This is a genomic window from Salinisphaera sp. Q1T1-3 (assembly GCF_003602005.1).
Classification (GTDB): Bacteria; Pseudomonadota; Gammaproteobacteria; order Nevskiales; family Salinisphaeraceae; genus Salinisphaera.
Genome location: NZ_QZWD01000018.1, coordinates 18,784 through 40,821, shown reverse-complemented (window position 1 = coordinate 40,821; position 22,038 = coordinate 18,784). Strand labels below are relative to the sequence as shown.

Below are 22,038 nucleotides of genomic sequence, written 5' to 3'. Positions count from 1 at the left end.
GTGTGGCGCAAGCCTTTTGGCCACAATGGATTCTGTCTCTGTCTTGCCGTTTTTTTACCACATTTTTGATCTTGCATGGCCGCCGTAAAGTGACGGTATATGGCATTATTGTTTTTATATTCTGAAGCGGTGCGCATATGACCAATCTGGCTCGGCTTTGCGAGGCGATTTCCGACGATGATCCGTGTGGCGAGGATATGTCGTTATCGCCGGAATTCGATTCGATCATCGAGGCGCGTCGCGCGGATGATCCGAGCCTGGAACAGGGCGAATGGGTGACCGAGCTCAAATCGGCCGACTGGCCGCGGGTCGCGCGTCTGTGCACCGAGCTGCTGGAAAACAAGACGAAGGACATTCGTGTGTGCGTCTGGCTGACCGAGGCCTGGGCACATCTCCACGGTTTCGCCGGGCTGTCGGATGCCTATCAGTTGTTTGCACAGCTTTGCGCCACGGATTGGGACGGCCTGCATCCGCAGCCGGACGAGACGGGGGATGAAGAAGCACGCATCAACAACGTCGGGCGACTGATCGAGACGTCTATCCCGCTGATGCGTCAGCAGGCGATCACGCAGTCGTCGGCGGGCGCGTTTTCGGCTGCGGATCTGGCCTCGGCTCGCCATGCGGCCACCCATGCCCGGGATGACAGTGAGGATGATGTCTGGGGCGATGCACATAACGGCGGCGGGCGTCTCGCCCAGTACGAGACCGCTCGTCGCGATACGCCGGCTGCGTTCTATCGCCAGACTCTGCATGATCTCGACGAGTGTCTGGCGGCGATCGGTCAGCTGGATCGGACGCTGGACGAAAAGCTCGGCGGCGAAGCGCCGTCGTTCGGCAACCTGCGCGAGACGGCGCTCGATATCCACGGTCTGATCAAGCGTTCGGCCGAAGATGTGGGGGTCGACACCAGCGCCGACGCCGAGTCGGTCGGCGGTACCGAGCAGGCAGCCTCGGATGACGGCGATGCGCCGATCAACACGGCTACCATTTCAGACGAGGCGATCGCCGCGACGGCGCCATCCGCAGCCGAGCCGCAACCGCAGGCCAGCGGGCCGATTCGTTCCCGGGCCCAGGCCCTGTCGCAGTTGCGCCAGGTCGCCGATTACTTTCGGCGGAATGAGCCGCACAGTCCGGTGGCCTATATGGCCGAGACGGCGGCCAAGTGGGGCGACATGCCGTTACACGCCTGGCTGCGCTCGGTGATTCGAGACGACGGTGAACTCTCTCACGTCGAAGAATTGCTCGGTCTGTCGCGGCAGCGTCGTCAAAGTGGCGGGGGCGAGTCGGCCAGCGATGACGATTTCGACGGCGAGATGTATCAGTAATACGTCGGCGCGGACGAGGCGGCCGGCTTGTCCCGGCCCGCACATCGCCCGTGTGTCTCGCTGAGCCGTAGGGGGTGTGGTGCTCCGGCGGCCGAAGTGCGCCGATCAGTCGTTGTCGGTTGATTCGGCGCTCTGGCCCTGGATACGGAATTCGATACGGCGATTTCGGGCCCGGCCTTCGGGCGTTTCGTTACTGGCGATCGGTCGCTGCTCGCCGGCACCGAGGGTGATCAGCGAATCCGCATCAATGCCCTTGGCGACCAACGCCTGTTTCACGGACTGGGCGCGTGCCTCGCTGAGGGCGAGATTGGCCTGGCGTGCCCCGTTGTTGTCGGTGTGGCCGATGATCTCGACAGTGCGCCCGTCGAGTTTCTTGAGCGCGGCGGCCATTTCGTTGACGATCTGTCGCCCGTTATCGGTCAGTTCCGCGCTGCCGGTCTCGAAGGTGATGGTGCGATTGGCGAGTGCCTTATCGAGAATTTCCTGCTTGGACGAGCCGACGGCCAGGTTGTTCTCGATCGAGTAACTCGGATTGAGCTGCTTGGCCATGTTGCTGACGACGGTCTGGCGCTGTGCTTCGTTGCCCACGTCGCCCTCGATGGTGGCGCTGTTGCCGTTGATGACGAGGCGACCGCGTGACACGTCGGTCAGATCGGGCACCAGCATCCTCGACAGGTAAGTCGACCAGTTGGGCGGCGCCACGACATTGCCGACCGTGACCTCGTCGATGACGCGCTCCTTCCCGTAGAGCGCGCGCAGCCGCTCCAGTACGGCGGCCTTGGTGGCTTGATCGGGCACCACGCCGGTGACCACGACCTGGTTGGACGGCGCGGCGCCGGAAACCCGGGCGCCGGGCGCGGCAGCATCGGGGGTATTTCCCGAATCGGTCTGTGCGGCAACCGGGCCGCTGGCGGCCAACGCCAGCATGCCGAACAGTGCGGCGCCGGCAAGATGTTGTTTGAGCGCGATGCGTATCACGTCATTCTCCGAGAAAGACTTCGCGAAACATGTCTCGCGCCAGACGCAGGGAGCCGCTGGATTGCGCGAGATACGTATCGAGTTTCTTCAAGTCGTAATCCTGTGACGGCGGCTGGTCCGTGATCCATTCCGGGTCGAAGAGCCGGATATTGCGCTGCGAACTGATCGCCGGATCGAGTGCGGCGTGCAGCGTGTGTTCCGGTGTGCGTTCGAAGCCGATCATCATTTCGGCCGCATGATCGACCGCGCTGATGAAAACAGCCATCTCGAGATCGGCACGCGCCATGAACGGCGTGATCAGATCCATCCAGAGCGCGGCCACCGGGAAGCGATACATCGGGTCGTCCGGCAGGGGCAGCACCAGACCGCGGTTCAGATAGTCGCGGCCGCTGACGAGCACGGGTTGTAACAGCCCGCCGAGTGCCGGGAGCAGATGCTGCAGCCGTACTTCGTGACCGGAATCCCGCAGCGTGCGCTCCAGCGAGGCCAGCGTCTGGATTTCCAGAAAATCGCGGAACTGGGCCGTATACGTGGCCGGATCCACCTCCACGGGTACGCTGGCCTCGTTAACGCGTGCCAGTTCGGGCGTGCTGTCGTTCGGGGTATCGACGACACGCTGGCTGAAAGCCTGCGTGCGCGCCCAGAGACGCGAGAGCGCCAGCGGCGCGCGGGCAGCGAACTGCAGGGGTTCGTCCACGCCGATTGCGCTCGCGGTGATGAACGGAAAACGGCGCCCCGACTGATCGTGGCTGTTGATCAGGTGGCCGGCGACCGCGATGCCCCGGCGCGATCCGAGCAGGGCGAAATGATGTGGCCGGGCGGCGTCGTAGGTGATCTTCCAGCGGGCATCGGCGGTGAACAGTTCCATCGTCTGCGTCAGCCAGTCGTCGATGGCCGACAGCAGACGATGATTGTGGTCCGTGCGCACGAAATCGCCGCGTGAGGGCACCTTGCCGAAGTAGACGAGATGGGCGGCCGAGCGCTGGCTCATGACGCTTGCCCGTTCGTGATCTGTGCCGCGCCCTCCTCGGACGTATCGGACGAATCCGGCGACGGTTGCGGACTGTTATCGGCCCCGGTCTGTTGTGTCGGTGCGGTGCTCGCCTCGGATGACGCCGTGCCCGCATCGGCGTCGATCGCGCCGTGCGTGGCATCGGCGCCCATGATGTTGCTGGGCAGGTGGAGTGCGGCGACGCCGGCGTTCTGCTTGTCGCTGGCCGGGTTGCTGATGATCCGCAGATTGACGGAAACCGTGAGGTTGCCCTCGCTCCAGGACAGTTTGAAGACATTGTCGCCTTCGCGTTCGCGCGCGGCCGATTGCACGAGCTTGCGCAGTCCGTAATGACCGGGGAAGTCGATGAGCTGAACGGTCCGGCCGTCGAAGGTCGTCGCGCTGATGCTCACGCCCGGATCGCCGCTCGGATTGGGCCAGATGAAGTTCGACCACTGTGGCGGCGTATTGCGATAGGTAAGCTTCTGGCCATCGAGCACGATGGTGTATTCGCGCGCGCCCGGCGCCGGCGTGGGCTGAATCTGGAAGACAGTTCGTGGCTGTCCGCTCTTGTTCTCGGGGCTTGTCGGCATGCCCTGGGAACCGAGGCTCGAGACCCACTGCGGGAAATGCTGGGTGAAGGCGGGCGTCAGGCTCACGCCGATGTCGGCCCAGGTGCGCGGTGTGATGGTGTCGCCGCGCTGAATCACCAGGCCCTTCAGATTGTCGTCGGCAAAGCGCGCGATGCTGCCGTCCGGGCCGAAGATCTGAGCGATTTCGTTGTTGGCGGCTTCCACGCTGGCCTTCGGCGCGAACGGGTACTTGCCGGCCAGTGTCTGTCGATACGGCTTGTAGACGCTGGCCTGCCACTGGCGGTTGATCTCGCGTTCGGTGGGCTCGACGAGCGCGGCAAAGGTCTGGACCAGCGGGCGCACCAGAATCGGCCGTACGACTTCGCGCTGCTGATCCGGCAGGGCGGGCAGCATCTGTTGCTCGACGTACTGGAGCGACTGGCCGAGAGCCGAGCCATCGCCGTTCAGGGTGTCGCGCATCAGTTTGGCGGCACCCGGACCGGTCTGGCCCTGGTTCTGAATCTGGTTCAGGGCGGTGCGGACATCGCCCAGGGATTTCAGATAGCCCGTCAGAATGGAGTCGCCATCGTTCTGGCGGACCAGCTGTGCGATGCCGGAGAAATGAGCGGCCAGTTCGCCTTGGACCGGCTGGTTCTTGTTCCCGTTGCCATCGTGGGCCACGGCCTGGATCTGATCGGTATCGACGTAGTAGGCCGCACGATTGACCTGGTGCGGGGTGCGCCGGAGGATCACGCGCTTGAACCAGGCCACAATGCCGCTGTCCTGCATCTTGGACTCGGCCTGCTGCTTGGCCTGGCTCGGGTTATCCCAAGAGGTCTGGAGATAGATGCCGGTCAGAATCCGACGGATCGGCGAGGACTCGGGGTTGCCGAGCGTTTCCATCTGGGCGAGTGCATCACGGAAGTCGCTGAAATCGGCGACCGTCAGGCCCTGGATGAACTTGCGCCATTCGGCGGCGTATTCCTGCTTGTACTGGCCCAGCAGATGTTGTTCGATCTGCTTGGGGCTGCCCTGCAGGGTCAGGTCGTCGCTCTGTGACGAACGCAGCACCCAGTCATCGGTCTGCAATTCCTCGGTCGCCGCTTTCTTGATGGCGCCCTTGATGTACTCGTTCCAGGCCTGGCGCGAGAACGTCCCGGACACGGCATAACTGCCCTGGATGGCGCCGTCGCCCGATTGGCCGGCGCCGGCTGTATCGCTGTCCTGGTTCGCTTCGGCGTTGCGGTTCAGCATGCTCTCGACCGTGACCGGCGGGAAACGTGTCGAGGCGCGTGCCTTGATTTCGGCATAGACACGCTGCTCGGCCGGCAGTCCGGCCATGACCTGGCGCAGATGCTGGCGGGTTTCCGAGACCAGCGTCAGCTTGTCCTGAATCAGTGGCCAGCTTGCGTCGTTGACGTGGGCGAGATAGAACGAGATCACCTGTTCGGCGTCGCGAATCATCTTCTCGCGCGGCATGCCGCCGCGATTGGATTCGAGCCAGCCCCGCCAGAACCGGGTGAGCTGGTCGTAGAGATGCTTCACATCGACATGCGACTTGTCGGCCAGCATGAGATAGGTCTTCAGCGCGTTATAGGCATCCTTGACGTCGGTGGGGTCGGCCTGCTCATAGGTGCCCGCGCTTTCATCGGTTTCCTGGGCGGCGGCGGCCGGCGTGCTGCGCTTGAGATCGCCGGCGTTGTTGTTGACCTTGGCCAGGAAGGTTTCCAGATTCTGCTTGACCGGCTGCAGCATCAGCGTCTGCAGGCCGTGGTAGTACTCCTGCTTGAGCTTGGCGAGCATCGCATCGCCCTGGTACAGGCCCAGGCTCAGCGTCAGCGGCTGGTCGGCCTGGTAGCCTTCGAGCTGCTGGATGCGTTTCTGCAGGATGGTCAGCGCGTCAAAGCGGGATTCCAGATCCACCTGATTGTTCTGGATGGCCACAGCCTGCTGCATGTCCTGGCTGACATCGGCGAGCAGGGCGCGGTTGCGCGAATACGACCACGTCCAGCCGGCGAACAGCAGCCCGAGGACCGCCACGCTGGCGAAGAACAGAGCATAGCGAGTCCGGATCTTGGTGGGGCTGTTGTACTGTCGGACCAGGCCGCTGTCGGCAAAGACGACCCGCCGAAACAGATCGGATATGAAAAAGCCGGATACGCCTTCGCCCACCCGCGCCGGCTCTTCGCTGTCGGACAGGCCGAAGCGGCGTGCGATCTCGGCACCCGAGCGCTCGATGGGCTGGCCTTCCTGCAGGGCGCTGGTCAGATAGAACCCGCGGAAGACCGGATTGAACTGGTAGGGGTTTTCCTCGAACAGTGTGGCGATCAACGCACGCGCGGCGGGCTTGATCGCGGCGAATTCGAGCGGGAACGTGAATACGCCGGGCGGCATCTTCTGGCCGCGCCGCATGCTCATCTGGGCCAGGCTCATTTCCTGCAGCCCGCGATGCAGTTCATCGAAGCGCTCGTCGAAAGAGGCCACGGCCGCTTCATTGCCCTGGATGTCGTAGCGCATCGTGGCGCCCCAGACACGCGAACGCTCGGCGGCATCGGCTTCGGCGAAGAATTCGCTGAAGCCCGAAACCAGGTCGGCCTTGGTGAACACGACATAGACCGGCGCGAAGATCTCCAGGCGTTCGGTGATCTCCTGGACTCGCTGGCGCAGCTGCTTGGCCAGATCGATGGCGAATTCCGGGCCGCGCTCGGTCAGGTCAGCGACGCTGCAGGCGATCAGAATACCGTTGAGCGGTGCTTTGGGACGGTTCTTCTTCAGCAGGTCGAGAAAGCCGAGCCATTCCACCCGATCTTCGCTGTGCACGGAGAACCGGCCGGCGGTATCGAGCAGAATGCCCTCGGTGGTGAAGAACCAGTCGCAGTTGCGAGTGCCGCCGATGCCGCGGATCGCCCGGCCCCGGCCGGGCTCGTCCTCGAGCGGGAACTGGAGCCCGGAATTCAGGATCGCTGTGCTTTTCCCGGCGGCCGGGTTGCCGATGATCATGTACCAGGGCAGCTCGTAGAGCGCAGCCCGCCCGGAGGTATGGCCGATCTTCGACGATTTGATCGTGCGGACCGCTTCGCGCATGCCGTCGCGCAACTCGGCGATCTCGGCGCGGCGGCTGTCATCGGCCTCGCCGGCGTTGTCGGCGGCCTGCTCGTTGAGCATGTCGCTCATCCGATCGCCACCCTTGTTGCCCTGGCGCCGCCGCCAGAGCCAGAGTCCGCCCCAGATCGCGAACCCGAGCAGGACGAGCGTTTCGATCAGCAGCAGCGCCGTGCGCCAGGTATCGGCAACCAGCAGGACGAAAAGCAACAGCGCGATCAAGCCGATCGCGATCAGCGTGCGTCGATCCGTGATGAAGGCCTTGAAGCGTGTCATCGCCATTCTTCTGCTCTTGTCATGGCCGCATTACGCATCGCTGGATGCGGCCGGCTGGTTGTTGCTCGTCTCGTCCGATGCCGTCTCGTCAATCGGCGGGCCGAGCACCTGGGCGGCGCGCTGCAGCGCATCCCGCGTGGATAACACGACGACCACATGGGTCTCGTCCAGACTCTGCTGTCGAGCCAGGGCAAGTGTGGCCACCGTGGCGACGCCGTCGAGGTCGCCGCAACAGCTGCCCAGACCCAGGTGATCGGCGCCCGAGTCGAGATGTTCGAACGCATCATTGTTGAAAACTGCCCCTATTTCCACCCCGCGGGCCGCACCGATGCCCGAATCACTCAAGAAGCAACCGGTATCGGATGCGGGCCGCCCGGCCGTGGCGATGGCCTCACCGACAAGCTGGACCAATCGCTTGCCGTTTTCTCGGCCGCCGCTGCCGATCTCGCGATCGCGCGCGCCGAGGATCGCGCGATGCGCGATGATGAGCTCGGCAGTATCGAAACACGGCTGCAGCGTTTCCGGAGCCACCAGCAGTGCGACGCCCCCTTCGCTGGGAATGCGGCCGTCGGGATTCGCCTGGCTGAACAAGCGCCCGGCCCGGTCCAGCGTGCCGATCCGCTCGGGGTCGATGTCGGAATGCAGGGCCAGCACCACGGCGATCTCTTGGCGATCGCCGTGGGCAAGCCGGCCGAGCCAGCCATCGAGTGCTGCCATTGCCGGCACGGGCTGTGTCGGGTCGAGATATTCCACGGTGATCGGTGGGCAGGCATCGCCCACCCGTGCCTGCAGTTGCTGTCGATAACGCCGGGCCAGGGATTGCAGGGTCGTCTCCGACCATGCCGGATCGGCCGGCGGGACGATAAAGACACGCACGCCGTGGATCGTCGGTTGAGCCGCCTCATCGGCATCGCGCGCTGTGGATGCCGTGCTGTCGCTCTGTGCCTCGATAGGCTCGATCAGCGGCACGAGCGTGACTTCGGCCAGCTCCTCGAGGCTCTGGTCCAGCAGTGCGATCGCACGTCGTTGATAGAGCGGCCAGTCCAGCGGGGCGGTCTCGTCCCGGGCGGGATCCGGCAGGTCGAGTGTCTCCGCGCTGCAGGCCTCGTCATCCAGTGCGGCAACGCGACAGGCGAAGACGGGCAACCCGGCATCGTCGACGAGGTTGTCGTCCAGCCCCGGTCGGGTCGTGCCGTCGTGCAGGGTGGCCAGCACGGCGGCCCCATCATCGCCGGCCGGCAATCGCAGCGCGGCGCCGGCCAGAAGGCAACGCCGGTCTTCCTGCGACGGTGTCGATGCAGCGACAGTGGTATCGGCCTCCGTGTCATCGTCGTCGTCGGACGAGCGAAGCGCGCGCCCCGCGGCGCGTACGGCAACGAAGAGGACGAAAGCCGCCAGTGGCAGGGCCACCAGGTAAAGCACGAGATCGCGTGCCGAGGGATCGGCATGGGTGACGAACCAGTAACCGATCACGCCGAGCCATACGATGCCGACGCACAGCAGCAGCAAACCGGTCCATTTCAGCAGACCTCGGATCACGGCATCTCCCGCCGGTCAGGCCGTATCGGGCGCCCCGCACGGCCCGTTGATGTCATGCCGCATCGCGCCATCACTGGTCGCCCAGTTGTCGCATCAGCGATTCGAGCAGCTGCGCGTCACGGTTCGAGACCGGCGACTTGCTGTGTCGCGGCGTACGCTCGGTTGCCTCGGAAGGTAGCGCTGTCAGCGCGGCCGGGTCGACGTTTCGGGTTGTGGCCAGCGCATCGTTGAGCGACCACTGGCCGGCCACGCCCGACGCAAGAGTGCGACGACCTCGTTCCGAGGCCAGCGTGTCGATGCTGTTGTCGACCAGGCCCCAGTCACCGAACGGTTGGGGAGGTGTCGATGCCGATGGGGCAGGCAACCGTTCGAGCAGCCAGAGGCTCAATTGCGGACCGTCCAGTGGCTTGGGTGCCGGCGCGCTGTGTGCCGGTCCGCGCGGATGCGACGCGGCGGGCGCGGTGGTCTTCGATTGCGTGAATAGTGCGGTTGTGGGCGAGTCATCGATACGGTTGAGATAAAGCAACACGGCCAGCGCCACGACCACAACAACGGCCATGATGACGAGCCATGGACGCACGCGTGGCGCACGCGATTTCTCCACCGGCGGACGTGTGCCGGCATTTTCCAGACGCTCGAGAAAGCCAACGCCGCCCGGAGCGGCCGCGGCGTCATCATCGGGTTCGAATAACTGGATCACGCGTGACGATGACGACGCGGCATGGTCGACCACTTTGCTCCCCCTGGTAGTGACCGCTGCGTGATAGTGTCACGTACAGCAGTTGAGTCGCAACGGCCCTTTTTTCTCTTTCGCAATATTCTGGCGCAAAATCGTTCTAGGTTGCGGACACGTGAAATGAAGGCTTGGCGGGTACCCCGTCCTGCGCGATCATAGGCTGCATTATGCGGGCGGGACGCGGCGACGGGGGCCATTGTTGATCATTGCGGTTTTTGGCGGCTTCATCGTCTTCGCGCTTGCTGGCCTGTGGCTGTTCATCTTCGACGAGCATCGCGAAGCGCTGATCGCGCGGCTCGGGCGCGGGGTTTCGCAGGTCGGGCGCGGTGGTCGGGGCGTTGGGCGCCGCATCGGCCTGTCGGCGCGGCGCTCTGCCCATGCGACGCGTTCCGGCGCATCGCATGGCTGGCGGCATGTCGTGCACGGGCGCTGGCTGGTGCTGACAGTCTTTCTGATGCTCACGTTTCCGCCGCTGGTGGTGCTCCATCTCAACGGCATGCTGGATTTCAGCGCGATCGTCGCCCCGGACGATGTCGCCGTGAATCCGGTCGTGGACCGCTTGCTCAAGGGCGAACATCTGGCGCCGCCACAGCCGCTGCCGCCGGCCGCCTTCACCACGCGCGAAGTCGAAACCGTGCGGCCCGATCTGGTTTACGCGAACCGTAAATGGAAGTTGTTGAAAGCCGGTTTCCGCCAGCGGCTGCTGGCGGTCTACAAGACAATGCAGAATCAGTACGGCTACCACATGGTGTTGCTTGAGGGCTATCGCAGCCCCGAGCGACAACGAAAACTCGCTAACCAGGACGATCGGGTGACCAATGCCGGGGCCGGGCAGAGCTATCACCAATACGGGCTGGCCGCCGATTCGGCGTTTCTACGCGATGGCAAGGTCGTCATCCGGCGCGACAACGACTGGATCAAGCGTGGCTACAAGCTTTATGGGCAGGTCGCACAGCAATACGGCCTGACCTGGGGTGGTAACTGGAGTTTCCATGATTACGGCCACGTCGAGCTTCGCAACTCGCAATACGACGATCCTTCAAACCACTGAACCCTTGTGGCCGATGGAGTAGACACATGACCAGACCGGTAATCACGCTGGGCGACAAGACGGATCACGGCGGCACGGTGACCTCGGCCGCCCCGACGACCACGACCGGGGGCAAACCCGTCGCCCGCATCGGCGATACCGCGACCTGCCCGCGATGCAACAAATCCAGTGTCCGCATCGTCAGCGGCGATTCGACCACGATCATCGACGGTCAGCCGGTCGCGCGCCATGGCGACAAGACCGAATGCGGCGCCACGCTGATCGCCGGCCAGCAGGCCACGTCCACTATTTGATGCAACGCGCGTCGCGGTATTCGGCCAGGGCCGGGTCGTCGTTGACAGATGAATGACAAGGCATTGACGGCCCACGGATTTACGACCGCGCGAGACGGGATCGAGCGGTTTTTCGTCTGTACGACAGGCCCGCTCGCTCGGGCTTGTCGGGGCAGGCGACAAACAGGTTGCACACGGCATGAGATAGCGCAAAGCATCTTTTGTTGCTAGTTTCGCGATCTCCGGGAATTTTTGGGTTTATCACGATAATTCGGCGCCCATGAACAGCGACGCAGGTTTGTTCGACGACTTCGGTGCATTTTTCAGCGCCGACACACGGCTGTTCCGGCTTGCGGGCGCGGCCTTGGACAATCTGGCGGCGCCGCTCATGGTCGAGCACTGGCAAGCCAGCAGCGCATTGTCCGAGATTGGATCGCTGCAGATCGTGGCGGTGTCGACGGTGGCCGACATCGCGCTTTCGGAACGGGTCGGCCAGCCGCTCACGCTGCAGTGTGTGCTCGCCGGCGGCGGGCTGACGAGCCGCACCGGCCTTGTGCAGCAGGCCGAGCGCCTGACATGCGATGGCGGCTTGGCGCGCTATCGGATCACGGTCGTGCCGTGGCTGTGGTACACCACGCTCGGTCGCCACAACCGGGTCTTTCAGGACAAGACCGTGCTGGAGATCGTCGAGCAGGTCTGGGCCGACTATGCCGGGATTGCCGCCTGGCATCTCGCCGACGATATCGGTCCATTTCTCGCCGATGTGCCGGCCCGCAGTTACTGTGTCCAGTACCGCGAAACGGATTATTCGTTCGTGGCGCGCCTGCTGGCCGAAGAAGGCCTCGGTTTCTCACTGATCGAGGACGAACAGGCCCCTGCCGGGCATGCGGTGTATCTGTTCTCGGACGCCAGCGCGCTGCCGGAGGACACCACATCGGCCGCTGCCGGCGGTATCCGTTTTCATCGCGCCGCCAGCCAGGAGCCCGAAGACGCCATCCAGGCGTTCGGCGGAGATCGGCGCCTGCCCACGGCCGTGCTGTCTTCGACATCGTTCGATTACAAGCGCGTGGCCAACGTCAGCGTCCAGACGCCGACCCACCGGCATTACGGCGGAGCCGCCGCCCCGGTGCTGGAAGCCTACGATTATCCCGGGGCCTATACACACGGCAATCAGCAGGCCGCCGATCGCTATCTGCGGCTGGCGATGGAAGCCCATGAGGCGAGACAGAAACACTGGCTCGCCCGGGCCACCGTTCGCAGCCTGCGGCCCGGGACGCGGTTCACCCTCACCGAATCCAACCTCGATCTCGTCGCCACGGTTGCCGGTGAGCAGAAGGCTCGGGACCAGCAATTCGTGGTCCTCGGTATCGCCGAATACGGCATCAATAACCTGCCAAGCGAGCTGTCCCGCCGAATCGAGTCGCGCCTGGGGGCGACCGACATCGGTGAATCGGATGATGATCTCGACGCGGCGCCTGCCGATTCCGATCTGCGTCGCCAGGCGCGCGCGACCGGTTACGGCAATCAATTCACCGCGATACGGCGCGACATCCCGTGGCGCCCGGCGCTGGCCGACGACACCGGCCTGCGTTTCAATCCGCGGCCGACCGCGCCGGGGCCCCAGACCGCGACCGTCGTCGGACCGAACGGCGAGACCGCGCCGCGTGGTGCCGATGTGCTCCACACCGATGCGTTGGGCCGTATCAAGGTCCAGTTTCATTGGCAGCAGGGCGAAGCACCGGATGATCGCAGCACCTGCTGGGTGCGCTGTACTCAGCTCCACGCCGGGGGAACACACGGCGCGCAGTACATTCCGCGCATCGGCCAGGAAGTGCTCGTGCGCTTTCTGGCCGGTGATATCGACCGGCCGATCGTCACCGGCGGCACTTACAACGGCCAAGGGGAAGCCGGCGTGCCGGCCACGCCCGGCGGTCATCAGCGCGCCAGCGACACATCCGCCTTTGCCCAGGCTGATGATGCCCGGGTCTCGGCCCAGGGCAACCTGACCGGCGGAACAGCGCCGGCCTGGCACGGGGCGGCTGGCGGCCCGGATGCCCACGCCAACGCCGCCACCCTGTCCGGTCTCAAGACCGCCGAATTCGGCGGGTCGGGCCACAACCAACTCGTCTTCGACGATACCGACGACCAGCAGCGCATCCAGCTGGGAACCACCCAGGCCGCCAGCCAGCTCAACCTCGGCCACCTGATCCACCAGGCCGACAACTACCGGGGCAGCTTCCGCGGCACCGGCTTTGAACTACGCACCGATGCGTTTGGTGCCGTCCGCGGCCAGCGTGGACTGCTTCTGAGCACCTACCCGCTGGCCGAAGCCGCCCCGATGGGCGAATTCACCGGCGGCAACGCCTTGCTCAAGCAGGCCCAGCAACTCGGACAACGCGACAGCCAGCTGGCCACCACCCACGAAACCAGCGCACTGGCCGCCCATCTCGGGGCCATCAAGGCCCGCCAATCCCATATCGACGACCAGAACGGCCCGCTGGCCGCGTTGCTCAAAACCGCCCAGGGGCAGGTCAACGCCGCCGATTGGGGACAGGCGCAGACAGACGCCATCGATAAACAGACCGCTGCCGATGCGACCCGTATCCCCCACAGTGCCGACCCCATCCTCGCGATTGCCGCCAAGGCCGGCCTCGGACTCGTGGCCGGCCAGGCCATCCATCATCACGCGGGCGAAACGCTGACCGTGGCCAGCGGTGGCGACCACAACCTGGCCAGCGGCGACCAACACCGCATCCATGCGGGCCAGGCCATCGGCCTCCTGTCGGGCGTCCAGGGCAGCGGCGACGGTCTGAAACTCATCGCCGGCCAGGGCGATCTCGACGTCCAGGCCCAAAGCGACGCCATCAAACTGCGCTCAAAAGACAATCTCAAGGTCGTCTCCGCCAACGCCGCAGTCGAGTTCGCGGCGAAACAGACGATTCACCTGGCAACGAAAGGTGGGGCGAGTCTGACGATCGAGAACGGCGAGATCACCGTGGCCTGTCCGGGCAAGTTGACGATACAGGCGGGGAATAAGGTGTTCGCTGGCGGCAGCCACATGAGCCATGAGTTCAACAGCTGGCCCAAGACGAAATTCAACGATCGATTTCAGGTCGTGGACGATAACGGAGAACCGATCGCCCACTACAAATACGAACTCACGCGCGCAGACGGTGCCAAGATACGCGGTACGACCGACGCCGAGGGCGGCATTCCCATGCAGCGAAATGCGGGTATCGAGGCACTCTCGTTGTCCCTGCTTGGCCCGGCCGATCACTCAGCATCTAGCGGGGGCACGAACGCATGAGTACCGACGCTACGACAACGCGCGTGCTCGATGGCGAGATCGACCACGACGGTAACCACGTTTTTCAACACGTCCTCACGCCGTCATCGCAAACTGGCGTCGTTAAACTGCGAATGCAATTTCCGGACGCTATCCCGATCTACCCGGTGCGCTATGGATTAATTCGCCGAAAAGACGCGCCCAGTCTACCGGGTAAGCTCGACACCAGCGCGTATCCCTCGCTCGCTGGCGATTATCAATGGGGTGCGCGCGCGCTACGGCCACGCAGTTTCGTGTACCTGCTCTATCACGACAAGGTCGACGACAGCTTCGTGGTGAAGGGCTTTCAAGTTACTCAGGATGCGCGTTTCACGCCCTTGTCGGCCGCCGCTATCCGATCCGTTGAAGAGCCAAAGGCTGATAAATCGGGCAATATCGCGCCTCACGGCGAAAAGGGCACGTTAGCCACCGATGAAGTACATGAAACGAAAATCAACGGGCTGACGCTGTCGAACGCCGGGACTCTGCCCTATTTGCCTGCGCCTGGCCCAGAGATCGCTGATTCCGTACAACTGCTTGTCTGCGACACCATTCTCACCGAGCAGCGTTGCCGGCAACTTGAGGCTGACCGTATCACGCTGTCGGCGCCATGGAACGACTCACTCGATGGCTGGCGAACCAGCGTTGCAACGACAGTCGTGCCGCACGGTAATGCCGAGCAAAACGACACGTTCGATGCGAAGGAACTCCCGACCGGGGTTGCCGATATGGCGGCGAGCTACCCGGCGCGTCGTAAACCCGCTGCGTGGAGCGAAAGCCGGCCGGATACACCTGATGGCACGCGTACTGCCAACGCCATGAATCGCGCTGTACCGGCTACTGATGACCAGCCCAATCTCGCCGTTGCCCTGCACGATCCCGTCGGCGCTCTGAGTGAAATCAACAATCTGCTGGGTCGGCGCATGTATGAGCTCGGCGCCTACAGCGCCGATGCCTCGCGCAAACTGTTTGCCTCAAATGCGATTGATCAGCTGGTCGAGCTCGGCGAAGAAAACGCGAAAAAAAGTTTCAAGCGTGCGTTTCTAGCCGCCCCCGATGTAAAGGGCCCTTACGCGGCATCGCCCCCGTCAATATCGCCCGGCGCCATCCGCGAGCGCGAACATGCAGCCGATGCAATCGTCACGCGGGAAAAGAGGAGCGAACGGTTGAGTTATGTCGCGGACGACAGCGCACGCAGGCAGTTCGTTCAGGACCACCTCAAGCACAAGCAAAAGCTCGTCGACGCGGTCAGCGAAGCCGGCACTGACGCCTGGGCTGTCTTTCAGGCGGTTAAGCCGCGCTATGAAGCAACCATGGCGCTTTACGACGTGACGACCCTGTCGGGCTTTTTCGACGTAACGCGGGTCGCGGCACAGACCCTGCCCGCATTGACCCAGTCCAAATCCGGTATAAAACACCTCGACAATGAGATGCCCGACACCGGCCCAACGGGCATGACCGGTTGGATGTTGGCTGGCCACCCTGACGTTCAAAGCTATATCAGTGCCGCGGCCAGCGTCGCGGTGACGGGGGCTGCCAGCACGTCCGGATCAACCGCCAAAAGTTTCACGACACTGCTGGAAAAGATGCCGCCCCGCGATGAGTCGCGCATGCTCAGCCTCATGATGGCCGGCCTCAAGGCCCGCGGCATGAAGGAACCCTATCTACGGCTGATGCAGCTGTGGGAAGGCAAGCTGATCAAGACCGAACGCATGAGCTTCCCCGAGATGCTCGAGTTCGTAAAAAAAGAGCACAATGCCAGCGGCGTTGGGCCGTTTCGTCCGCAACACGCCAAGGCACTCGACGGATCACGGCCGTCCACCAACGCCGCACGCCTGTACGAAATGCAAAGCGTCAAGGACGCGGCCGTTAAGGCCGATCAGGCCAATGCCGACGCGCTGGCCAAGGCGGAACGGTTTTGGCGCAATATCCACGTGGGTGGCAGCGCGCTGGTACTACTCATCTCCGCCTGGAACGCCGAGAAAGCGTTCCAGGCGCTTGGTCGCGAGGACGGACTGACGTTTGCCAACGGCCTGAGTGCGGCCGGCGGCACCTTCGCCACAGGCGCCGCTGGCGCCGCGCTTGGTGACGCTGCCAATCAAGCTGCATCACGGGCGGCCAGACACGCTGGCAATGACGCACTGGCAGATACTCGCAAGGCATTCGCCGAGAAATGCGCGACTTATATGATCGGGCTGGGATCGGCGGCAGCTATAATGGCAGCCGCTCAGCATTTCGCCAAGGCGGGCAATGAAAGCGGAACCGCGAAGGCACTCGACTATACCGTTACTGCTATTGATGCCACCGCCGGGCTGCTCGGGTTTTACGCTATATTAAGCCGCGGCGCTACCGGATTTTTGGAGGGCGCGATACCGGAACTTGGCCTCGGCCCAGCCGGTTGGATACTGTTTGCCGCTACTGCGCTGGATACGATTTTGTCCTACTGGGCCGAAGTAGCCGCAGACAACCACGCTAGGAACGAATGGATTGCGCGCAGTATCTGGGGTAACGGTCGCGATACCGATAAAGCGACATTCACTAATCAGGACGAAGCCGTGCAGGCTTTTTTTCAACTCGTCGCGCCGCCACGCATCGATACCGATACGGAATGGCTTAATAGCATCGAAAACACCTTCATCCCCGGACCTTGGGAAAAGACGAATCGATCGACTAAGGTCTCTTTGCCCAACTGGGGCCCCGGCGAAAGCTACTACTCGATCAAGCAGTCAAGATCTAGTCTTTACCATGCGGTACAACACTTCTCCAACCGCCCGGCAGAGATAAAAGACGGCGCAAAAGAGCTAAAGGTAGAGTTAGATGGCAAAGTCGGCACACTGCAATTCGAGTCGCATAATGAAGGAGCTATCGAAGTGACCTATTGGCCCTATGGCGCTACCGATGGCCGTTTGGTTTTAACCGCGAGCAACGACTGATGGTGGAACATGCAAGCGACACGACGGTCGACTGGAAAGCGGAGGACGAGAAACGCTTCGCAAAGCTAAAATCACGGTCCGATTACGCCGAATTGCCGGGGCTGGATCGTGCCATGTGGCCGGGAGATTTTCGATCCAGGCTCGATGTTAGCGATTACAATGATCGATATCTGGTCGGGCAATTACCCGGCGTGATTTGGTATGTGCTTTATCTCGCCTCGGGCTGGCATACCGTTGCCTTTCTCGTATGTATCGTCCGACCTGCCTACCTAGGATTATTCGACGCTTGGTCGTTGCTCGGCTATTTTTTAATAAGCATCCCACCCATAGGCATGCTTATAGTCACTTTTATCGCGCTTCGAACGCCTCTTCCGGTCTTTAATCGACAAGCTCAAGTGGTTCACGTCAACCACGCGGGGCGCATGATTCACGTACCTTGGCGTAATATCAGACCATTTACGAGCTTCGATCCAACACAAAAAATATTGCGTTTTCAATCGACAACTCCAAAATTTATCCGAGATAACCCGGATAGTCCGATTTTTCGGCGTTATCTTAGAAAAAAAAGACCGCTTGGTGCTGGCGGTATATTATTGGATCCATTGGATGGCGTCGACGTCGAAAGCAACCTCCAACGTTTGGAATTCATCCGCCGCTACATGGAAAAGGGTGTCTCGGCCATCCAGCCGACGCCGGGTTGCGCCCCATACAAACCCATCAACCACCCCATGAAGCGCGCCCGCGCCGAAGGTGTGTCGTTCTATCGCGTGTTCATGGAGTGTGTGTACTGGTTCGGCGCCGGGCCGCTGATGGATTTGTGGGTGAAATGGCTTCGCAGTCAGGCCGATTGGCCGGAAGAGGTCTACCGCCTGTGTGCGCCGGACGCCGATCTGTCCGGGTTTGATACCACCCCCGTCCATCCCGAGCCCGACATCTTCTATCGCTACCAGCCCGGCGGTGGTTATTATCTATGCAATGGTGACGGCGATCGTATCGGCTAATCACACGGTTGTGCTCGGTCGATACGGCCAAAAACGCTTGAATTGCCCGCAATATCCGGGTGCCGGCCAGGATACCGAATGCTGGCGCCGTGGCGCGTCGATACTGCTATCGAATGGCTCAATAGCGTCGAAAACACATTTATCCCCGTGCCCTGGGGGAAGGCAAACCGGTCAACCACAGTCTCTCTACCTAACTGGCAGCCCGGCGAGAGTTATTACTCGATCAAGAAAACTGGATCCAGTCTTTACCATCCGGCGCAGCACTTTTCCAACCGCCCAGCGGAACAAGAAGAGGGCGCCAATGAGCTAAAAGTCGAGCTGGATGACAAAATCGGCAAGGTGCAGTTCGAATCGCACAATGAAGGGACGATCGAAGTGAGCTACTGGCCGCATGGTGTCACCGATGGCAGCTTTGTTCTGACTGCGAGCAACGACTGATGGCTGAGTACACAAGCCAAGCCGAGATCGACTGGGACGCCGAAGACGAAAGACGCTTCGAACAGCTGAAAGCCCGATCCGACTATGCCGAACTCCCGGGCTTCGACCGGGCTATGTGGCCCGGGGATTTCCGATCCAGGCTAAATGTCAGTGATTACAACGACCGGTATCTGGCCGCGCCATTTCCCGAGTTTGTTCGTTACGGGCTTTACTTTGCCTCAGGATGGCATACGGCCGCGTTTTTCTTTTGTATTATTTATCCACTTTATATTGGGGAGTTTGGCGCTCTGGCAGTGCTGCTTTATTTATTCGGTAGCCTGCCAGCGATCGGAATGCTTGTCATGACTTTTATAGCATGCAGAATTCCGCCGCCAGTATTTAATAGGCAGGCGCAGGTTGTCCATGTCAATCACTCGGGTCAAGTAATCCACGTGCCCTGGCGTAACATCAGGCCCTTTACGATCTTTGCTCCAACACAAAAGATATTGCGCTTTCAATCGTCAACCCCGCGGTTCATCCGAGACGATCCAAATAAGCCACTGTTCAAGCGTTATCTTCGAAAAAAAAGACCGCTTGGGGCTGGCGCACTATTATTGGATCCGCTGGACGGCGTCAACGTTGAAAGCAACCTCCAACGCTTGGAATTCATTCGTCGCTACATGGAAAAGGGCGTCTCGGCTATCCAGCCGACGCCGGGTTTCACCCCATACAAACCTATAAATCACCCCATGAAGCGCGCCCGCGCCGAAGGCGCGTCGCTCTATAGTGTGTTTATGGAATGTGCGTACTGGTTCGGGGCAGGCCCGCTGATGGATTTATGGATCAACTTTTGGCGTAGCCGCACCGACTGGCCCGAAGAAGTTTATCGCCTGTGCGCACCGGACGCCGATCTATACGAGTTCGATACCACCCCCGTCCATCCCGACCCCGACATCTTCTATCGCTACCAGCCCGGCGGCGGTTATTATCTATGCAACCGTGACGGCGAGCGTATCGGCTGATCACTCAATTGCGTTCGGTTGATACCGCCGAGGACGCATGGATTGCCCGCAGTGTATCCGAGGCAATGGCAACGCAGGTCTCGGGGTCGGGTTTTGCATTGCCATGTTGCTTTAGATCCATAACCACGATGCCGCCTTCTTCAGCCATAAGTCCATGGCGTTTGGCGGCAGTGGCCACAACCAACTTGTCTTCGACGACACCGACGACCAGCAGCGCATCCAGCTGGGAACCACCCAGGCCGCCAGCCAGCGCAACCTCGGCCACCTGATCCACCAGGCCGACAACTACCGGGGCAGCTTCCGCGGCACCGGCTTTGAACTACGCACCGATGCGTTTGGTGCCGTGCGTGGCCAGCGTGGCCTGCTTCTGAGCACCTACCCGCTGGCCGAAGCCGCCCCGATGAGCGAATTCACCGGCGGCAACGCCTTGCTCAAGCAGGCCCAGCAACTCGGACAACGCGACAGCCAGCTGGCCACCACCCACGAAACCAGCGCACTGGCCGCCCATCTCGGGGCCATCAAGGCCCGCCAATCCCATATCGACGACCAGAACGGCCCGCTGGCCGCGTTGCTCAAAACCGCCCAGGGGCAGGTCAACGCCGCCGATTGGGGACAGGCGCAGACAGACGCCATCGATAAACAGACCGCTGCCGATGCGACCCGTATCCCCCACAGTGCCGACCCCATCCTCGCGATTGCCGCCAAGGCCGGCCTCGGACTCGTGGCCGGCCAGGCCATCCATCATCACGCGGGCGAAACGCTGACCGTGGCCAGCGGTGGCGACCACAACCTGGCCAGCGGCGACCAACACCGCATCCATGCGGGCCAGGCCATCGGCCTCCTGTCGGGCGTCCAGGGCAGCGGCGACGGTCTGAAACTCATCGCCGGCCAGGGCGATCTCGACGTCCAGGCCCAAAGCGACGCCATCAAACTGCGCTCAAAAGACAATCTCAAGGTCGTCTCCGCCAACGCCGCAGTCGAGTTCGCGGCGAAACAGACGATTCACCTGGCAACGAAAGGTGGGGCGAGTCTGACGATCGAGAACGGCGAGATCACTGCGGCACGCCACGATCGGCGACTCGCGCCTTGCCGGACACACTGCGGTCTCTCGACGAAAACGCGCTCGAACGAAACATCAACAGGCCTTCGAGTCTAGCGATCGTGCTAGCTATTCTGGTTGGTGCATGACCGGCGGCCTCGGCGGCCTCGGCGGCCGCCAGGCTTTTTTGAGGGAGCTAAGTTATGGGTAGGCTTATCCAGCCGTGGTCGGCTTGGGCGATGCTGTCGACTATTCCCCGATCTTAACGTCTGGGCGGTCTGGCCACTTCCGCGGCGATTTCACGGCATCGCCAGCGGGCGGCGTCATGCCGCATCAATAGGGCCGAGCTGCCGCGGCGGTACTGTCCCACGTCGCCAGTCCGGCGATGATGCGGTCGGATAAGAATCGTCTCACGCGCTGATGGACGACGGCCGTTGTGCCGCGTATCCTCTGCGACTCACAAGCGCCCGTAGCTCAGCTGGATAGAGTGTCGGCCTCCGAAGCCGAAGGTCGCAGGTTCGAATCCTGCCGGGCGCACCAGCCTTCTTGAAGAACCCGCCTCGTGCGGGTTTTTTGTTGCGCGGCGACCACACCATGTCGCCGGGATGGGTGTTTGTCCGTTGCCCGCCGCGACCCGGCTCCTGCGCCGGTGTTTATTGCCGGCTGTGTCGCTCTTGATGTGGCGTCCGAGCGACGGCCCTGTGCGGGGCTCTCATCCGAATGTCGACATCCGAATTCTTGCACGCTGTCCCCATACCGCGCTAAGACGTAAGAAACGATATGCCGGCTGCTTCGCCGTCGGCGCGAGAATCGGAGGATACAAATGAAAAAGACAGGGTTGACCATCGGTGCCGTTGGCGCGATCCAGCTGGTCGTCAGCACGTTTCTGCTGATCTACCTCAGCCAGATGTCCGGCGCGAGCTTTGCGCATTATTGGCACGCCAGCGGCTGGACGATCTGGTATCCGCAGTATCTGGCCGGTTTCACGCTGGTGGTCGTGGGGCTGGCTGTGGCTTATGTGGCCCCGATGATGGCAACACGCGAGACGCCGCGACCCCACTAGGGCCTGTTGACACTTCGCGCGTGACCGCGTTGCCGCCCAGAAACCGGTCAGGCAAGGCGCATGGCGCCGACCTTGGCTATTTGGCTATTTCCAAGGTCAAGCCGTGCAACGCCACATGGCCGGTCTTGGGACGCAACCCGGCGGGACGGCGGTCATTTTTTGCGCAATCCGGCGTTGTCGTTCGCGACGCCAGAATGACGGCCGCACACGCCCGATGCCTTGTCTTGCAAAAAAATGAGCGCCGGCGCGGCGCCCGCAGGACGTGTTAACAGCCCCCAAGGTGCGGTATCGCTCCGGTGTCGGGTACGTCTCGGCGACAGATTGACGCGGGGTTACGGCGGTGCCATGCCGCGCTCCGGCCACTTCGGCAAGGCGCTGTGGCGCGCGATTCCGTTC

At 62.5% G+C, this 22,038-nt stretch carries 16 protein-coding genes and 1 tRNA gene; 11 read left to right on the top strand and 6 right to left on the bottom strand.

The window, feature by feature from the left end:
- Positions 1–137: 137 nt before the first annotated feature.
- On the top strand, positions 138–1,325 hold the full coding sequence (gene tssA, locus D3260_RS14655; protein WP_120099353.1) for a type VI secretion system protein TssA: 1,188 nt from the start codon (positions 138–140) through the stop codon (positions 1,323–1,325).
- 105 nt (positions 1,326–1,430) lie between these two features.
- Here the strand turns inward: tssA and D3260_RS14650 are convergent, their stop codons facing one another.
- From D3260_RS14650 to D3260_RS14630, 5 genes are all read right to left on the bottom strand, one after another.
- The gene (locus D3260_RS14650; RefSeq protein WP_199671531.1) at positions 1,431–2,303 is read right to left on the bottom strand and encodes an OmpA family protein; all 873 of its coding nucleotides are present in this window, start codon (positions 2,301–2,303) and stop codon (positions 1,431–1,433) included.
- A 1-nt stretch (position 2,304) separates the two neighbouring features.
- A complete protein-coding gene (gene tagF, locus D3260_RS14645; RefSeq protein ID WP_120099352.1) occupies positions 2,305–3,294 on the bottom strand; it encodes a type VI secretion system-associated protein TagF in 990 nt (329 codons plus the stop codon).
- Positions 3,291–7,244, bottom strand: coding sequence for a type VI secretion system membrane subunit TssM (gene tssM / locus D3260_RS14640; protein WP_120099376.1), 3,954 nt, complete (start codon positions 7,242–7,244; stop codon positions 3,291–3,293). The genes tagF and tssM overlap by 4 nt, the downstream gene beginning before the upstream one ends.
- A gap of 30 nt (positions 7,245–7,274) precedes the next feature.
- Positions 7,275–8,783 carry a hypothetical protein gene (locus D3260_RS14635; protein ID WP_120099351.1) on the bottom strand — a complete coding sequence of 503 codons (1,509 nt, stop codon included), beginning with the start codon at positions 8,781–8,783 and terminating at the stop codon, positions 7,275–7,277.
- A 70-nt stretch (positions 8,784–8,853) separates the two neighbouring features.
- Positions 8,854–9,483 (bottom strand): hypothetical protein, encoded by a 630-nt coding sequence (locus D3260_RS14630; protein WP_147418217.1) that lies wholly within the window; start codon positions 9,481–9,483, stop codon positions 8,854–8,856.
- Positions 9,484–9,718: 235 nt separating this feature from the next.
- Here D3260_RS14630 and D3260_RS14625 point away from each other — a divergent pair, with 235 nt between their 5' ends.
- The 7 genes from D3260_RS14625 to D3260_RS17355 all read left to right on the top strand — a co-directional run bounded on the left by D3260_RS14625 (position 9,719) and on the right by D3260_RS17355 (position 19,540).
- A complete protein-coding gene (locus D3260_RS14625) occupies positions 9,719–10,570 on the top strand; it encodes a M15 family metallopeptidase (RefSeq protein WP_199671530.1) in 852 nt (283 codons plus the stop codon).
- A 26-nt stretch (positions 10,571–10,596) separates the two neighbouring features.
- Positions 10,597–10,863, top strand: coding sequence for a PAAR domain-containing protein (locus D3260_RS14620; RefSeq protein WP_120099349.1), 267 nt, complete (start codon positions 10,597–10,599; stop codon positions 10,861–10,863).
- 259 nt (positions 10,864–11,122) lie between these two features.
- Positions 11,123–14,149: a type VI secretion system Vgr family protein gene (locus tag D3260_RS14615; RefSeq protein ID WP_120099348.1), complete on the top strand. Its 3,027-nt coding sequence runs from the start codon at positions 11,123–11,125 to the stop codon at positions 14,147–14,149.
- Positions 14,146–17,100 (top strand): toxin VasX, encoded by a 2,955-nt coding sequence (locus tag D3260_RS14610; RefSeq protein ID WP_120099347.1) that lies wholly within the window; start codon positions 14,146–14,148, stop codon positions 17,098–17,100. Before D3260_RS14615 ends, D3260_RS14610 begins: the two co-directional genes overlap by 4 nt.
- Positions 17,100–18,101, top strand: a complete 1,002-nt coding sequence (locus tag D3260_RS17360; protein ID WP_147418216.1) for a hypothetical protein — start codon at positions 17,100–17,102, stop codon at positions 18,099–18,101. The genes D3260_RS14610 and D3260_RS17360 overlap by 1 nt, the downstream gene beginning before the upstream one ends.
- A gap of 78 nt (positions 18,102–18,179) precedes the next feature.
- Positions 18,180–18,539: a hypothetical protein gene (locus D3260_RS14600; RefSeq protein ID WP_120099345.1), complete on the top strand. Its 360-nt coding sequence runs from the start codon at positions 18,180–18,182 to the stop codon at positions 18,537–18,539.
- Entirely contained in the window at positions 18,539–19,540 is a 1,002-nt protein-coding gene (locus tag D3260_RS17355; RefSeq protein ID WP_147418215.1) for a hypothetical protein, read from the top strand. The genes D3260_RS14600 and D3260_RS17355 overlap by 1 nt, the downstream gene beginning before the upstream one ends.
- Before the next feature lie 4 nt (positions 19,541–19,544).
- Here the strand turns inward: D3260_RS17355 and D3260_RS17545 are convergent, their stop codons facing one another.
- Positions 19,545–19,688 (bottom strand): hypothetical protein, encoded by a 144-nt coding sequence (locus D3260_RS17545; RefSeq protein ID WP_158583558.1) that lies wholly within the window; start codon positions 19,686–19,688, stop codon positions 19,545–19,547.
- Between the two features lie 6 nt (positions 19,689–19,694).
- Between D3260_RS17545 and D3260_RS14590 the strand changes: the two genes are divergently transcribed.
- The 3 genes from D3260_RS14590 (at position 19,695) to D3260_RS14580 (ending at position 21,642) form a co-directional block, all read left to right on the top strand.
- Positions 19,695–20,696, top strand: a complete 1,002-nt coding sequence (locus D3260_RS14590) for a type VI secretion system Vgr family protein (protein WP_120099343.1) — start codon at positions 19,695–19,697, stop codon at positions 20,694–20,696.
- Between the two features lie 346 nt (positions 20,697–21,042).
- Positions 21,043–21,119 (top strand) — tRNA-Arg (locus tag D3260_RS14585).
- Positions 21,120–21,402: 283 nt separating this feature from the next.
- A complete protein-coding gene (locus D3260_RS14580; protein ID WP_120099342.1) occupies positions 21,403–21,642 on the top strand; it encodes a hypothetical protein in 240 nt (79 codons plus the stop codon).
- The last annotated feature ends 396 nt before the right edge of the window (positions 21,643–22,038 follow it).

What these genes read in the sequence shown, in the direction of transcription:
- tssA (WP_120099353.1), top strand. Translation starts at nt 138, where the DNA reads ATGACCAATCTGGCTCGGCTTTGCGAGGCGATTTCCGACGATGATCCG.
- D3260_RS14580 (WP_120099342.1), top strand. Translation starts at nt 21,403, where the DNA reads ATGAAAAAGACAGGGTTGACCATCGGTGCCGTTGGCGCGATCCAGCTG.
- D3260_RS14620 (WP_120099349.1), top strand. Translation starts at nt 10,597, where the DNA reads ATGACCAGACCGGTAATCACGCTGGGCGACAAGACGGATCACGGCGGC.
- D3260_RS14600 (WP_120099345.1), top strand. Translation starts at nt 18,180, where the DNA reads ATGCTGGCGCCGTGGCGCGTCGATACTGCTATCGAATGGCTCAATAGC.
- D3260_RS17545 (WP_158583558.1), bottom strand. Translation starts at nt 19,688, where the DNA reads ATGGCTGAAGAAGGCGGCATCGTGGTTATGGATCTAAAGCAACATGGC.
- D3260_RS14610 (WP_120099347.1), top strand. Translation starts at nt 14,146, where the DNA reads ATGAGTACCGACGCTACGACAACGCGCGTGCTCGATGGCGAGATCGAC.
- D3260_RS14590 (WP_120099343.1), top strand. Translation starts at nt 19,695, where the DNA reads ATGGCGTTTGGCGGCAGTGGCCACAACCAACTTGTCTTCGACGACACC.
- D3260_RS14615 (WP_120099348.1), top strand. Translation starts at nt 11,123, where the DNA reads ATGAACAGCGACGCAGGTTTGTTCGACGACTTCGGTGCATTTTTCAGC.
- D3260_RS17355 (WP_147418215.1), top strand. Translation starts at nt 18,539, where the DNA reads ATGGCTGAGTACACAAGCCAAGCCGAGATCGACTGGGACGCCGAAGAC.
- tagF (WP_120099352.1), bottom strand. Translation starts at nt 3,294, where the DNA reads ATGAGCCAGCGCTCGGCCGCCCATCTCGTCTACTTCGGCAAGGTGCCC.
- D3260_RS17360 (WP_147418216.1), top strand. Translation starts at nt 17,100, where the DNA reads ATGGTGGAACATGCAAGCGACACGACGGTCGACTGGAAAGCGGAGGAC.
- tssM (WP_120099376.1), bottom strand. Translation starts at nt 7,244, where the DNA reads ATGACACGCTTCAAGGCCTTCATCACGGATCGACGCACGCTGATCGCG.